The organism is Nocardioides sp., from assembly GCF_030149505.1.
GTDB lineage: Bacteria > Actinomycetota > Actinomycetes > Propionibacteriales > Nocardioidaceae > Nocardioides.
Genome location: NZ_JASBRN010000071.1, coordinates 1 through 13,583 on the forward strand (window position 1 = coordinate 1; position 13,583 = coordinate 13,583).

General features: G+C 72.6%; 15 protein-coding genes. 11 read left to right on the forward strand and 4 right to left on the reverse strand.

Translation table 11 applies throughout. The features are described from left to right. Positions 1 to 54: 54 nt before the first annotated feature. Positions 55 to 594, reverse strand: a complete 540-nt coding sequence (locus Q1V71_RS15285; protein ID WP_300644851.1) for an Lrp/AsnC family transcriptional regulator — start codon at positions 592 to 594, stop codon at positions 55 to 57. Between the two features lie 82 nt (positions 595 to 676). Between Q1V71_RS15285 and hppD the strand changes: the two genes are divergently transcribed. From hppD to Q1V71_RS15305, 4 genes are all read left to right on the forward strand, one after another. Further along, positions 677 to 1,870, forward strand: a complete 1,194-nt coding sequence (gene hppD, locus Q1V71_RS15290; RefSeq protein ID WP_300644853.1) for a 4-hydroxyphenylpyruvate dioxygenase — start codon at positions 677 to 679, stop codon at positions 1,868 to 1,870. 105 nt (positions 1,871 to 1,975) lie between these two features. Then, positions 1,976 to 2,638, forward strand: coding sequence for a hypothetical protein (locus tag Q1V71_RS15295; protein ID WP_300644855.1), 663 nt, complete (start codon positions 1,976 to 1,978; stop codon positions 2,636 to 2,638). A 126-nt stretch (positions 2,639 to 2,764) separates the two neighbouring features. Continuing rightward, on the forward strand, positions 2,765 to 3,454 hold the full coding sequence (locus Q1V71_RS15300) for an RDD family protein (RefSeq protein WP_300644856.1): 690 nt from the start codon (positions 2,765 to 2,767) through the stop codon (positions 3,452 to 3,454). 69 nt (positions 3,455 to 3,523) lie between these two features. Continuing rightward, entirely contained in the window at positions 3,524 to 4,054 is a 531-nt protein-coding gene (locus tag Q1V71_RS15305) for a DUF1697 domain-containing protein (protein WP_300644858.1), read from the forward strand. Between the two features lie 28 nt (positions 4,055 to 4,082). On the opposite strand, the gene Q1V71_RS15310 is transcribed toward Q1V71_RS15305, so the two are convergent. The 3 genes from Q1V71_RS15310 to Q1V71_RS15320 form a co-directional block, all read right to left on the reverse strand. Then, complete coding sequence (locus Q1V71_RS15310; RefSeq protein WP_300644860.1) at positions 4,083 to 5,333, reverse strand: MFS transporter; 1,251 nt, start codon at positions 5,331 to 5,333, stop codon at positions 4,083 to 4,085. Then, positions 5,330 to 5,932: a helix-turn-helix domain-containing protein gene (locus tag Q1V71_RS15315; protein ID WP_300644861.1), complete on the reverse strand. Its 603-nt coding sequence runs from the start codon at positions 5,930 to 5,932 to the stop codon at positions 5,330 to 5,332. The genes Q1V71_RS15310 and Q1V71_RS15315 overlap by 4 nt, the downstream gene beginning before the upstream one ends. Before the next feature lie 198 nt (positions 5,933 to 6,130). After that, complete coding sequence (locus Q1V71_RS15320) at positions 6,131 to 6,946, reverse strand: enoyl-CoA hydratase-related protein (protein ID WP_300644863.1); 816 nt, start codon at positions 6,944 to 6,946, stop codon at positions 6,131 to 6,133. A gap of 119 nt (positions 6,947 to 7,065) precedes the next feature. Between Q1V71_RS15320 and clpS the strand changes: the two genes are divergently transcribed. From clpS to Q1V71_RS15355, 7 genes are all read left to right on the forward strand, one after another. Next, a complete protein-coding gene (gene clpS, locus Q1V71_RS15325; RefSeq protein WP_300644864.1) occupies positions 7,066 to 7,380 on the forward strand; it encodes an ATP-dependent Clp protease adapter ClpS in 315 nt (104 codons plus the stop codon). Positions 7,381 to 7,402: 22 nt separating this feature from the next. Continuing rightward, positions 7,403 to 7,984, forward strand: coding sequence for a DUF2017 domain-containing protein (locus Q1V71_RS15330; protein WP_300644865.1), 582 nt, complete (start codon positions 7,403 to 7,405; stop codon positions 7,982 to 7,984). An 81-nt stretch (positions 7,985 to 8,065) separates the two neighbouring features. Further along, on the forward strand, positions 8,066 to 8,509 hold the full coding sequence (locus Q1V71_RS15335) for a M67 family metallopeptidase (RefSeq protein WP_300644866.1): 444 nt from the start codon (positions 8,066 to 8,068) through the stop codon (positions 8,507 to 8,509). 50 nt (positions 8,510 to 8,559) lie between these two features. Further along, positions 8,560 to 8,844, forward strand: coding sequence for a MoaD/ThiS family protein (locus Q1V71_RS15340; protein WP_300644867.1), 285 nt, complete (start codon positions 8,560 to 8,562; stop codon positions 8,842 to 8,844). A gap of 112 nt (positions 8,845 to 8,956) precedes the next feature. Next, positions 8,957 to 9,904, forward strand: coding sequence for a PLP-dependent cysteine synthase family protein (locus tag Q1V71_RS15345; RefSeq protein WP_300644868.1), 948 nt, complete (start codon positions 8,957 to 8,959; stop codon positions 9,902 to 9,904). A 14-nt stretch (positions 9,905 to 9,918) separates the two neighbouring features. Further along, positions 9,919 to 11,031: a DUF3152 domain-containing protein gene (locus Q1V71_RS15350; protein WP_300644870.1), complete on the forward strand. Its 1,113-nt coding sequence runs from the start codon at positions 9,919 to 9,921 to the stop codon at positions 11,029 to 11,031. Between the two features lie 111 nt (positions 11,032 to 11,142). Next, positions 11,143 to 13,572 carry a penicillin acylase family protein gene (locus Q1V71_RS15355; RefSeq protein WP_300644871.1) on the forward strand — a complete coding sequence of 810 codons (2,430 nt, stop codon included), beginning with the start codon at positions 11,143 to 11,145 and terminating at the stop codon, positions 13,570 to 13,572. The last annotated feature ends 11 nt before the right edge of the window (positions 13,573 to 13,583 follow it).

The following is a 13,583-nucleotide window of genomic DNA, read 5'->3' on the forward strand; positions in this document are numbered from 1 at the left end:
AGTCCGAACGCTTTTTCACCCTCAGCTCGAGCTGAGGGTGAAAAAGCGTTCGGACTACCCCGCGTCAGCCGCCCCCAGCGCAGCCCGGGCCAGCGGCAGCACCCGGTGCGCCACCTGCGTCTCGAGCGCGATGACGGTCGAGGACCGGGTGATCCGGGGGTGGGCGAGGACCCGGTCGATGACGCGCTGCAGGTCGGCGTTGGAGCGCGCCACGACCCGGGCCAGCAGGTCCCCGGCGCCGGTGGTGGTGTGCACCTCGATCACCTCGGGGATCGCGGCGAGGTGGGCGCCGACGACGTCGTGCCCCCGCTCGGGGGGTACGACGTCAGCGACCGCCCCAGCAGCGCGACCGTCCCCGGCCGACTCGGCCGACGCCTGGCGGATCTCGAGGGTCAGGAACGCCGTCACCGGGTGGCCCAGCGCCTCGGGAGAGAGCTGTGGCCCCCACGAGGTGACGACGCCCCGCGCGGTGAGGCGGTCCAGCCGCGCCTGCACCGTCCCGCGGGCGACGCCGAGCCGCCGCGACGCCTCCAGGACCCCCACGCGCGGCTCGTCCGTGAACAGCTCGATCAACCTGACGTCCAGCTCGTCCATCCCGACCCCTCCTACTGGACAACCTGACCAGTGACAGCCCTGACTGTTGCACAGTCTGCGTGGCCCACGCCACGATCGCGCCATGACGCTGACCCGCGACGAGCTCAAGGCCGACCTCTCCCTCGAGCAGCTCAAGGAGCTGGTCGGACTCGTGGAGTACGACGCCAGTCGCGACCCCTTCCCGGTGACCGCGATGGACGCGGTCGTCTTCGTGGTCGGCAACGCCACCCAGACCGCCGGGTGGTACCAGCTGGCGCTCGGGATGGAGCTCGAGGCCTACCGCGGCCCGGAGACCGGCCACCGCGAGGACAAGACCTACGTCCTGCGCTCGGGCAGCGCCCGCTTCGTCTTCACCGGCGGCGTCACCCCCGACAGCCCCGTGCTCGACCACCACCGCCGACACGGCGACGGCGTCGTCGACCTGGCCCTGGAGGTGCCCGACGTCGACCGCTGCATCGACCACGCCCGCGCCATGGGGGCCACGATCCTGGTCGAGCCGCACGACGTCTCCGACGAGCACGGCACCGTGCGCACGGCCGCCATCGCGACGTACGGCGAGACCCGCCACACCCTCGTCGACCGCAGCCGCTACTCCGGCCCCTACCTGCCCGGCTTCGTCGCCCGCAGCTCCACCGCCACCCGCCGCGAGGGGCAGCCGAAGCGGCTCTTCCAGGCCGTGGACCACTGCGTCGGCAACGTCGAGCTCGGCCGGATGGACGAGTGGGTCGGCTTCTACAACAAGGTCATGGGCTTCACGAACATGGCCGAGTTCATCGGCGACGACATCGCCACCGACTACTCCGCGCTCATGAGCAAGGTGGTCGCCAGCGGCAACCACCGGGTGAAGTTCCCGCTCAACGAGCCGGCGATCGCCAAGAAGAAGTCGCAGATCGACGAGTACCTCGAGTTCTACGCGGGCGCCGGCTGCCAGCACATCGCCCTGGCCACCGGCGACATCCTGCGCACCGTCGACGTGCTGCGCGACCACGGCATCGAGTTCCTCGACACCCCCGACTCCTACTACGACGACCCGGCCCTGCGCGCGCGGATCGGCGAGGTGCGGGTGCCGATCGAGGAGCTGAAGCAGCGCGGCATCCTCGTGGACCGCGACGAGGACGGCTACCTGCTCCAGATCTTCACCAAGCCGATGGGCGACCGCCCCACGGTCTTCTTCGAGTTCATCGAGCGGCACGGCTCGCTCGGCTTCGGCAAGGGCAACTTCAAGGCGCTGTTCGAGGCGATCGAGCGCGAGCAGGAGCGCCGCGGCAACCTCTGAGGCCCGGCTCTCGGCCGCTGCGGTCCAGCCCGGTGCGGGCGTTCCCATCCGATCGGGTGAGGCTGACGAAGCCCAGGTGACCCCCCACCTGATTGGACCCTTGCCATGCGCCCCTCCGCTCGTCGTCTCCTCGCCCAGGCAGCGGTCCTCGCTGCGCTCACCGTGCCCCTCGCCGCCTGCGGCGACGACAGCGACGGCGCCGGTGACGGGCCCATCCGTCCCAACGTCGAGCTGGCCGCCATCAAGGGCGACACCACCGCGATCGCGCTCGACGAGGGCTTCGTCGGTGCCCTCGGCGACCTCGGCCTGACGCCCGGGACCGTGGGCGGCGGCAAGCTGGTCAAGGGCTCGCTCGTCTTCCCCATCACCGGTGGCAACGTCGGCCTCTACACCCCGGGCGAGGTCTCGCCGTACGTCATCGGGCAGCTGCAGCACGAGGGCTCGGGCCTGACCCTGGCGGCGGGCGGCACGACGGTGCGCCTGTCGAACTTCATCGTCGACCCGGGCATCTCGCGGGTCTACGGCGACGTGGCGGTCAACGGCAAGGTGGCCGTCCCCAACGCCTATCTCTTCCGCCTCGACGGGCGCACCCTCATGCCAGTGCAGATGGAGGGCGACCTGGCCATCCTCGAGGGCACCAAGGTCTTCGTCTCCGGCCCCGCGGCCGCCCTGCTCAACAAGACCTTCGGCACCAAGGCCGTGACCGACCAGCTGCTCGTCGGGGTCGCGAAGATCTCGGTCGACACCGCCACCGCGGTCGCCAGCTGACCCCTCCCGGCCGCCGCTGCCGGTAGCCACGCCCGCCCGGACCCGATGGTCCGGCGGGCGTGTGCTTGTCCACAGGTGGCCGACGGTCGAGGTGCGGTCGGCCCCACGACGGGGAAGGGTGCGCCCATGACCTCTCCCCAGGGCTGGTACCCCGACCCCGCCGGCGGCGCCGGCCTCCGCTGGTACGACGGTGAGCAGTGGACGGGGTACGCCGCACCGCCCGCCTCGGGCGCACCCGCGCTCGGGGGCGCGCCCGCCGTCCCGACGACCCCCGACGGTCGGCCGCTGGCCGGTTGGGGCTCCCGACTCGGCGCCTACGTCATCGACTCCCTGGTCGTGGGGGCCGTGGCGACCGTGCTCGGCATCCCGTGGTGGATCCAGGTGGTCCGCGAGTACGCCGCCTTCCTCGACGAGCTGACGTCCGCGGCCGAGGCCGGCCGCACGAGCTCCGTCGACAGCCTCGACCTCTACGCCGACATCGCCGGACCGCTGGTCGTCCTCACGCTGATCACGCTGCTGGTCGGGCTGGTCTACCACGCCGCCCAGCTCCGCCGGCGGAGCTCGACCCTGGGCATGCGCGCGGTCGGCGTCGAGGTCAGCACCTGGGAGCCCGCGAGCGGGCCGCTGTCGTGGCGGGTGGTGCTGGTGCGGTGGGCCACGTTCTACGGCGTCGGCATCCTCTCGGTCGTGCCGTTCCTCGGGTGGCTGGTCAGCCTCTACGTGATCCTCGCGGGGCTGTGGCCGCTGTGGGACGAGCGGCGCCAGGGCCTGCACGACAAGGCAGCCGGAACGGTGGTCGTGCGCAGTCGCGTCTGAGACGTCTCCTGCGGACGGGACGTGCAGTCTCCGGGACGTGCGCGCCTCCGGGTGGGCAGGATGACCCGCATGGCGACGTACGTGGCGTTCCTCCGGGCCATCAACCTCGGCGCGAAGCGGAAGTTCCCGAAGGACGCGATCGTCGCGGCCACCGAGGCTGCCGGTTTCGACGACGTCGCGACGCACATCAACACCGGCAACGTCCGGCTGGGCACCACGATGCGCTCTCGCACCCGGATCGAGTCAGCGCTGGAGCAGGCCTACCTCGCCGACCGGGGCTTCGAGGTGCCGACGATCGTCTACTCCCAGGCCGAGCTGCGCGAGGTGCACCAGCACGCGCAGACCCACCGCCACGACGGCCAGCACTACGTGGCGCTGCTGCGCGACGAGCCCAGCGAGGAGGGCCTCGCGCTGCTGAGGGAGCGGGGTCAGCCGGGGGAACGCTTCGAGGTCGGCGGGCGTGCTGTCCACCTGCTGGTGAGCTCCGACGGCATCCACGGGACCAAGATCACCAACCCCCTGCTCGAGCGCTGCCTGGGCACCACGTCCACCTGGCGCGCCCCGACCGTCGTGGCCGCGCTGGTCGAGAAGTGGTGCTGAGCGGCGGCCGGGCCTGACGGGTCGGGGCTCAGGTGGCAGGCGCCGGAGCCGGTACGCCGACGGCCGCGTCCGCGCGCTGCAGGTCCCGGACCGAGGGCGAGAGCAGCGTCAGCAGCGCCACTGCAGCGAGCGACAGGCCCGCCACGAGCATGACCGGCTGCAGCCCGAAAGCCAGCGCCAGCGGGCCGGCCAGCAGCTGTCCGAGCGGGATCGCGGCGAAGGAGCCGAGGGCGTCGAACGAGAAGGCCCGGCTGAGCATGTCGTCGGGGACGTTCTCCTGCATGGCCAGCTGCCAGCCCAGTCCGAAGACCTCGATGCCGGCGCCGGCGACGAAGGCCGCGAGCACCACCAGCAGCACCGAGTCGGTGACACCGAGGGCGACCAGCGGGGCGGCGTACAGCACCGTGCCGAGCATGCCCCAGAAGAGCGGCCGCTCCAGGCGCAGGCGCAGCAGGACGAGCCCGGTCACCAGCAGGCCCAGTGCCTCGGCGGAGAGGATCAGGCCCCAGCCGCGCTCACCGATCGCGGTGTCCTTGGCCAGCACCGGACCGAGGGTGAAGAAGCCGCCCTGGTGGACCGCGCAGATGACCGAGAAGGCCAGCACGACCACCCACAGCCAGGTGGTGGAGCGGAAGTACCCCCAGCCTTCGCGCAGGTCGCGGACCACCGAGCCTCCCGCCGCCCGCACCGGGCGGGGCAGCCGGATCGGCGCGAGCAGCGCGGCGGCGCCGAGGTAGGCCACGCCGTCGACCGCCAGCGCCCAGCCGGGGCCGACGCCCACGACGATGAGGCTGGAGATCGTCGGGCCGAGCACCGAGAGCCCCGAGCGGACCATCGAGACCAGCACATTGGCCTGCTGGAGCTGCTCGCGTGGCACCAGCTGGGGCAGCACGCTCGCCAGCGCCGGGAGCGCGGCGGCCGCGGCGACGCCGTTGACCGCGGTCAGCACGACCAGGTGCCAGATCTCGGCGGTGCCGGAGACGACCAGCGCCGCGATCGCCAGCTGGGTCAGCCCCGCCACGACGTTGGAGGACTGGATCACCAAGGTCCGGCCGAACCGGTCGGCCAGCACGCCGCCGGCCAGCAGGAAGGCCACCATCGGGATGCTGTGCGCAGCCAGGACCACGCCCAGCGCCGTGGGGGAGTCGCTGATCTCGAGCACCGCGAAAGCCAGCGCCACCGGGGCCATGAGGCTGCCGAGCAGGTTGACGACCCGGCTGGAGAAGTAGAGGCGGAAGTTGCGCTCGCGCAGCGGGGCGAGGGCCTCGGAGGTCGTCATGCGGGGTCCTCGTGGTCGGCGGTGGGCGTCAGGTCGGGGGTGTCCGGCGCGGACATCTGGAAGGCGATAGCGGTGAACGAGACGTGCACCGTGCCCTCGGTGCGCGGCGGCCGGTTGGCCTGGTGCAGCAGCGCGCTGGCGCGCTCGACCAGCGCCGCAGCCTCCTCCCACGCCGCCGGGTCGACCCAGCCCTCGAGGTCGCTGCTGCTGCCGCGGGTGCCGGGCTCGCGGGCCAGGGTGCGGCGCTCGAGCTCGGTGCCGATCGCCCGCACGTAGAGCGCGCGGTGCTCGGGGTCGACCGTCGGGTGCGGAGCGCCGGGCGCGAGTGGGGCCAGGTCTCGCTCGTGCGGGTAGCGGTAGCGCTTGGCGGTGCCGCCGCGAACCTTCTCCTCGCCGTCGACGACGATCTCGCCCGCGTCGGCGAGCAGTCGTAGGTGGTAGCTGGCGTTGGCGTGGGTCAGGTCGAACTCGCGGGCCACCTCGGCCGCGCTCATCGCCGTCCCGGTCAGCAGCGAGAGCATCCGCAGCCGCACCGGGTGCGCCACCGCGCGCATCGCGCTGATCTGCTGCTCGCGCGCCTGCGCCGTCGTGTCGTCCACGATCACCCTCCAAGAGTTGTTGGGGAGTAGTGGACACTGTCTAGCGGCGTACTGTCAAACGGTTGTTGGGGTGTGGGCGGGAAAGGTTCGGCCGGTACCCGCTGAACCTTTCGGCGTACGGGCGAAGGTTCAGCCGTACGCCGAAAGTTCCAGCCGGTACCAGCCGGACCTTCGCGCCTGCCGCACCGAGCCGGCCGCCTACTCTCCGCGGAACACCGGCTTGCGCCGCTCGGAGAAGGCCCGCATCCCCTCGGCGACGTCGGCGGTGCGCATGAGCACGACCTGGCCGGTCCGCTCCCGCTCGAGGGCGTCCTCGAGCGGGAGGAGGGTGGCGGCGTTGACTGCCTTCTTGGTGGCGGCGAGCGCCAGCGGCGGACCGCTGGCGAGGCGGCGCACGAGCGTCTCGACCAGCGCGGGGAACTCCTCGTCGCTGGCCACGTGGGTCACCAGCCCGGCGTCGTACGCCTCCTGCGCCGACAGCGGCTCCGCGAGCAGGGCCATCCGCATGGCGCGGGCCCGGCCGACCGCCGCCGCGACGGTGGCGGAGGTTCCGCCGTCGGGCATGAAGCCGATGCGGGCGAAGGCCAGCAGGAACGACGCCGACGAGGCGGTCACGACGATGTCGGCGGCCAGGGCGATGCCGCAGCCCACACCCGCGGCGATGCCGTTGACCGCGGCCAGCACCGGCCGGTCGCAGGCGACGATCGCGCGGATGATCCGGTTGGTGACGTCCATCGCCCGCACGTCGAACTTCTCGTGCGCGTCCTCCCCGGAGATGTCGGCCCCGGCGTTGAAGGCCATGCCCGTGCCGGTCAGCACCACCACGCGTACGTCGTCGCGCGCCGGGACCTGCTCGAGGATGTCGGCCAGGGCGAGCGCGACCTCGCCGGAGAGGGCGTTGAAGACCTCGGGCCGGTCGAAGGTCAGCCGCAGGACGCCGTCGGCCAGGTCGACGAGCAGCCCGGGCACGGCAGCGGGCGCGGCGGCGGGCGCGGGGGAGGGGGTCTCTGTCATGACCGGACCCTAGTGCGGCGCGTGCCGCCCGACGACGTACGACGCCGGGCGCGAGGCCACCCCTCTGGTGCCCCTCCGCGAAGCCGCCGGGTGGTCCGGGATGTGGAAGCATGGGAAACGTGCCCGCGCCCAGCCCGGTCGAGGTGGAGCCCACCCTCGACCCCGACGTCCTCGACCAGGTCGTGGTCCGGCCCGCGACGCCCTGGGTGACGATCGTGTGGAACGACCCGGTCAACCTGATGTCCTACGTCACCTACGTCTTCCAGCACCACTTCGGCTACTCCAAGAAGAAGGCCGAGAAGCTGATGATGGAGGTCCACGAGGACGGGCGCTCCGTCGTCTCGACGGGCTCGCGCGAGGAGATGGAGCGCGACGTCCAGGCGATGCACGAGTACGGCCTGTGGGCCACCATGCAGCGCGAGGACCAGCCGTGACCCCGCACGAGGGAGCGGCCGGGTGAGCGCCTTCCAGCGCCACCGCCGCAGCGGGCACGTCATCGCCACGTTCACCGGGTTCGAGGCCGACCTCCTGCGTTCGCTGGCCTCCCAGCTCGTCGAGCTGCTGCACAGCGAGGCCGCGGTGCCGGAGGACCGCGACCCGTTCGAGGCGCTGATGGACTTCACGGGTCCCACGACCGAGCCCGAGGACCCGGTGCTGGCCCGGCTCTTCCCCACCGCCTACCCCGACGACGAGGAGGCGGCCGGGGAGTTCCGCCGCTTCACCGAGGGAGCCCTGCGCGACGGCAAGGCGCGGGCGGCCGCGACCATCATCGACACCCTCGAGGAAGCCGGGCTCCCCGACGAGCTGACCGAGGACGGGCTGACCATCGACGTGGAGATGGACGCCGGCACCGCGCACACCTGGATGCGCTCCTTCACCGACATCCGCCTGGCCCTGGCCACCCGCCTCGGTGTGGAGGACGGCGACGAGGACTACTGGTACGGCCTGCCCGAGGACGACCCCCGCGCCCAGGCGCACGACATCTACGACTGGGTCGGCTACCTCCAGGAGACCCTGGTCGGCGCGCTCAGCCGCTGACGCGTCCCGGTGCGGGCCCGGACCGTCCCGGGTCCCGGGCGGATGAGGGTCCGACCGGGGGGTCGGCCTAGGCTGGTCGGCGTGCTGACCATCGACCAGGCGACGTACGACGCGATCGTCGCGCACGCCAAGCGAGACCACCCCGACGAGGCCTGCGGCATCGTCGCGGGCCCCGAGGGCAGCGACCGCCCCGAGCGGCACGTCGAGATGGTCAACGCCGCCGGGAGCCCGACGTTCTACGAGTTCGACTCCACCGAGCTGCTCGCGCTCTACAAGCAGATGTGGGACCGCGACGAGGAGCCGGTCGTGATCTACCACTCCCACACCGCCACCGAGGCCTACCCCAGCCGCACCGACATCGGCCTGGCCAGCGAGCCCGGCGCCCACTACGTCCTGGTCTCGACCAAGGAGTGGGCCGAGGCGGGCGGCGGGAATAACGACGCGCCCGTGGAGTTCAGGTCCTACAGGATCGTCGACGGCGAGGTGACCGAGGAAGAGGTCACCGTCGTCCCCTCGCTCGGCTGACCACCCCGGCCCCGACGCACGATCCGCACGTCCCCCAGAAGAGGAGCACCATGTCCATCGAGGTCCGTATCCCGACCATCCTCCGCACCTACACCGGTGGCGAGAAGGCCGTGACCGGCGACGGTGGCAGCCTGGCCGCCCTGATCGAGGACCTCGAGGCCAAGCACCCCGGCCTCAAGGACCGCCTGGTGGAGGAGAAGAACGGCGCCGACGACCTGCGCCGCTTCGTCAACATCTACATCAACGACGAGGACGTCCGGTTCCTGGGCGGCCTCGAGGCCCCGCTCTCCGACGGCGACCAGGTCGTCGTCCTGCCGGCCGTCGCCGGAGGCTGAGCGGAGACGCGCCAGCGGATCCGCTGATGGTGGTCGAGCGAGCGGCACGGCTGAGCCTGCGAAGCCGTGACCCGCGTGTCGAGACCCAGTGAGCTGACAGGAACACCCACACATGCGCTACGACAACCTGCTCGCCTCGGTCGGCGGCACGCCCCTCGTCGGGCTGCCGCGGCTCTCGCCGAGCCCGGACGTGCGCCTGTGGGCCAAGCTCGAGGACCGCAACCCCACCGGCTCGGTCAAGGACCGCCCGGCGCTGCGGATGATCGAGGAGGCCGAGAAGGACGGCACCCTGCGACCCGGGTGCACCATCCTCGAGCCGACCTCGGGCAACACCGGCATCTCGCTGGCGATGGCGGCCAAGCTCAAGGGCTACCGGATCGTGTGCGTGATGCCGGAGAACACCTCCGAGGAGCGTCGCCAGCTGCTGCGCATGTGGGGCGCCGAGATCGTCTCCAGCCCGGCCGCCGGCGGCTCCAACGAGGCCGTGCGGGTGGCCAAGCGGATCTCCGAGGAGCACCCCGACTGGGTGATGCTCTACCAGTACGGCAACCCCGCCAACGCCCTGGCGCACGAGGAGGGCACCGGTCCCGAGCTGCTGGCCGACCTGCCCTCGATCACGCACTTCGTCGCCGGCCTGGGCACCACCGGCACCCTCATGGGCGTCAGCCGCTTCTTCCGCCGCGCCAAGCCCGACGTGCGCATCGTCGCCGCCGAGCCGCGCTACGGCGAGCTGGTCTACGGCCTGCGCAACCTCGACGAGGGCTTCGTCCCCGAGCTGTACGACGCCTCCCTCATCGACACCCGGTTCTCGGTCGGTCCGCGCGACGCCGTGCGTCGGGTGCGCGAGCTGCTCGAGCTCGAGGGGATCTTCGCGGGGGTCTCCACCGGCGCGATCCTGCACGCCGCGCTGGGCCAGGCGGCCAAGGCGGTCAAGGCGGGTGCATCAGCTGACATAGCCTTCATCGTGTGCGACGGCGGATGGAAGTACCTCAGCACCGGGGCGTACGAAGGCACCATCGACGAGGCCGAGGACCGGCTCGAGGGGCAGCTCTGGGCCTGACGCTCTGCGTCAGCGTGGCCGCGACCGCCCTCGCGGGGCTCGTCCTGCTGCCCGTCGCCGCCCCCGCGCAGGAGGAACCGGGCGCCGTCACGAGCGTCGTGCCCCCCGTGGTCACCGGCGAGCCGACGTACGCCGAGGTGCTGAGCGCCACCGACGGGGAGTGGTCCACCGCCGAGCCGGAGGAGCCCCTCACCTTCACCTACCGCTGGCTGCGCGACGGCGAACCGGTGCGCGGCGAGCGCGAGGCGACCTACGAGCTCGACCTCGACGACCTGCGCAGCCGGCTCCAGGTCGAGGTGACAGCCACCGACGGCGACGGCGACAGCGCCGTGGCGCTCTCGGAGCCGACCGAGCGCGTCGCTCGTGCGGAGATGGTGCTGCGCGGCGAGCCGAAGGTCCGTGGCACCCAGCGCTTCACCCACACCCTGACCGCCACCTCCGGCCGCTGGCGGACCGACCCGACGAAGGTCAGCTACCGCTGGCTGCGCGACGGCGACCCGATCGTGGGCGCCCGCGAGGCGACCTACCGCATCCAGCCCGGCGACGTCGGCCACCGCGTCCGGGTCGAGGTCACGGCCACCGCGCCCGGCCACGAGCGCGCGACCGCGCGGTCGGTGCGCACCGACCCGGTGCGGCACCGCGTCGACGTGCAGCGCTCGGTCACCTACAGCATCGCCACGCGCGGGCCGGTGACGGCCAGCGTCAAGGAGTTCGCGCGGCTCGCCCAGGAGACCTACGACGACCCGCGTGGCTGGCGCGGCGGCGGCGTCTCCTTCCGCCGGGTGGCCAGCGGCGGCTCCTTCACCCTCGTGCTGGCCACGGCCGAGCAGGTGCCCAGCTTCTCCTCGGTCTGCTCCTCGACGTGGTCGTGCCGCGTGGGGCGCTACGTGATCATCAACCAGACCCGGTGGCGCACCGCCTCACCGGCCTGGAACGCCGGGAAGCGGTCCCTGCGCGACTACCGCCACATGGTCGTCAACCACGAGACCGGCCACTGGCTCGGGCTCGGGCACCCCTCCTGCCCGGGGCCCGGGAAGCCGGCGCCGGTGATGATGCAGCAGTCCAAGGGCACCTCGGGCTGCCGGTTCAACCCGTTCCCGCTGCTGTCGGAGCAGGGCCGCGTCTGATCACCAGGTGACACGGCTCCACACCAGGCAGTAACCGCCGTCACACCTGCGCGTTGTGCCTGCGTGCGTCCCTCGCGTCCCCTCGCTGCGTCCCTCCTCGCCTCCGCCGTCGTGGGCTCCCTCCTCCTCCCGGGAGCCGGCTCCTCCACGGCCGCGCCGCCGGCGGTCCCGGCGGCCGCTGCGGCCGCCGCCCCGCGCGCCGGAGCCGACGAGCTGCCGCAGGGCGGCCGCTCGCGCGACCGCTACGCCGCCGACATCACCTGGACCGAGCACGGCATCCCGCACATCACCGCCGACGACTTCGGCGGCCTCGGCTACGGCAGCGGGTACGCCGCCGCCGAGATGTCGGCCTGCACCCTGCTCGACACGCTGCTGACCGGCCGCGGCGAGCGATCGCGCTGGCTCGGCCCGGACGCGGTCTACGACGACCAGGTGACGCTGCGCGCCACCAACCTGCAGGTCGACACGGTGGTCACCGACCTGCGCGACCGCAAGGTCGTCGAGCAGCTGCTGGCCGACCCCGTGCGCGGACCGGGCCGCGAGGCACGGCAGATGGTGCAGGGCTACGTCGCCGGCATCAACCGCTGGGTCCGCGAGAACGAGATCACCGACCCTGCCTGCCGCGACGCCCGCTACATCGACGACGACGCGACCCCCCTCGACGTCTGGTACGGCGTCTACCTCGCCAACCTGCTGGCCTCGACCGGCGTGTTCATGGGCAGCATCGCCGACGCCGCGCCTCCGAGCCCCACCGACCCGGGCCTGCCCGAGCTGCCGGTCCGCGCCGCCGACGTCGACCGCGACGCCCTGCTCGCCGGCCTGGGCCGCGACCCCGAGCGGCCCTTCGGCTCCAACGCCACCGCCGTCGGCGCGGAGGCCACCAGCACCCGCAGCGGCATGATCCTCGGCAACCCGCACTTCCCGTGGCGCGGTCGCTACCACTTCACCCAGCAGCACCTGACCATCCCGGGGGAGTACGACGTCGCCGGCGCCTCGCTGGTCGGCTCGCCCGTGGTCAACATCGGCTTCAACGACCGCGTCGCCTGGTCGCACACCGTGTCGACCGCCTACAGGTTCACCCCCTACGAGTACCTCACGCCGGTGGCGCTCAGCCCCACGACGTACCTCACCGACGCCGGGCCGGCCGAGCTGGAGCGCCGCGAGGTCGAGGTCGTCGTGCGTCGTGAGGACGGCACCCTCGAGACCGTGACCGAGGACGTCTACCGCACGCCCGAGGGCTACGTCATCGACGCCCCCGACCTGCTGATGCCCTGGGGCGTCGCGAGCTTCTGGGCGATCCGCGACGCCAACGGCGAGCACCTGCGCACCATCGACACCTTCCTGGAGATGGGCAAGGCCCGCGACGTCGAGGACCTGCTGCGCCGCCAGGACCGCGCCGGCGGCATGCCGTGGGTCAACACCACGGCCGCCGACCGCGACGGCAACGTCCTCTACGCCGACCACTCGGTGGTCCCGCACGTCACCGACGAGATGGCCGCGACCTGCATGACGGTCGTGGGCCGGGTCCTCGAGCAGGTCGCCGGGCTCCCCGGTCTCGACGGCACCCGCGCCGGCAGCTCGTGCGCCTGGGGCGCCGACGAGGACGCCGCCCGACCCGGCATCTTCGGCCCGGCCAACCTCCCCGACGTGGTCAACCGCAGCTGGGTCCACAACGCCAACGACTCCTACTGGACCCCGTCCTACGACGACCGGCTCGAGGGCTTCGACGGGATCATCGGCTGCGAGCAGTGCACCCGCACGATGCGCACCCGGATGGTCGCGGCGTACGTCGGCGACCGGCTCGCCGCGGGGAAGAAGGAGACCCCGCGCAGCCTGGCGGGCCACCAGCACGAGAACCGCGTCATGGCCGCGGAGGTCATGCGTGCCGACGGCGCGCTGGACGAGGTGTGCGAGGCGACCGGTGAGACCGAGGCCTGCGCGGCGCTGGCCGCCTGGGACGGCCGATCGGACCGCACGTCGCGGGGCGTCCACCTGTTCGAGGCGTTCGTGGGCAACCTCCCTGCGCCGCTGCCGGTCGTCGGGCTCGACCCCGTGTGGACGGTCCCGTTCGACCCGGCCGACCCGTTCGGCACCCCGCGTGGGCTGAACGTCGACAACCCGCAGGTCGTCCAGGCCATGCAGGCCGCGATCGACCAGGTCCGCGACGCGGGCGTCGCCTTCGACGCCCGCTGGGGCGACCTGCAGGTGGCCGGCGACCGGGGTGCCCCGCCGATCGGGCTGGGCGGCGGTGCGGCCGACAGCGTCGGCAACGCCAACGCGCTGGCCTCCTACCTGCCCGAGGAGAACGACGACCGCTACAAGCCGATCACCTACGGCTCCTCGCACATCCAGGCGATCGCGTTCCGTCGCAACGGCCCGCCGATCGCGCGCACGATCCTGACCTACAGCCAGTCCGAGGACCCGACGTCGCGGTTCTCCGCCGACCAGACGCGGCTGTTCGGTGCGGAGAAGTGGGTGCGGTTCGCCTGGACCGACAGCCAGATCCGTCGCGACCGGATCGCGGTCACCCGCCTGCGCTGACCCCCTCCCGC

Bases quoted from the DNA above. Each gene is read 5' to 3' on its own strand.
- Q1V71_RS15345 (WP_300644868.1), top strand. From the start codon at position 8,957: ATGCGCTACGACAACCTGCTCGCCTCGGTCGGCGGCACGCCCCTCGTC.
- Q1V71_RS15295 (WP_300644855.1), top strand. From the start codon at position 1,976: ATGCGCCCCTCCGCTCGTCGTCTCCTCGCCCAGGCAGCGGTCCTCGCT.
- Q1V71_RS15305 (WP_300644858.1), top strand. From the start codon at position 3,524: ATGGCGACGTACGTGGCGTTCCTCCGGGCCATCAACCTCGGCGCGAAG.
- Q1V71_RS15310 (WP_300644860.1), bottom strand. From the start codon at position 5,333: ATGACGACCTCCGAGGCCCTCGCCCCGCTGCGCGAGCGCAACTTCCGC.
- Q1V71_RS15300 (WP_300644856.1), top strand. From the start codon at position 2,765: ATGACCTCTCCCCAGGGCTGGTACCCCGACCCCGCCGGCGGCGCCGGC.
- Q1V71_RS15285 (WP_300644851.1), bottom strand. From the start codon at position 594: ATGGACGAGCTGGACGTCAGGTTGATCGAGCTGTTCACGGACGAGCCG.
- hppD (WP_300644853.1), top strand. From the start codon at position 677: ATGACGCTGACCCGCGACGAGCTCAAGGCCGACCTCTCCCTCGAGCAG.
- Q1V71_RS15320 (WP_300644863.1), bottom strand. From the start codon at position 6,946: ATGACAGAGACCCCCTCCCCCGCGCCCGCCGCCGCGCCCGCTGCCGTG.
- Q1V71_RS15340 (WP_300644867.1), top strand. From the start codon at position 8,560: ATGTCCATCGAGGTCCGTATCCCGACCATCCTCCGCACCTACACCGGT.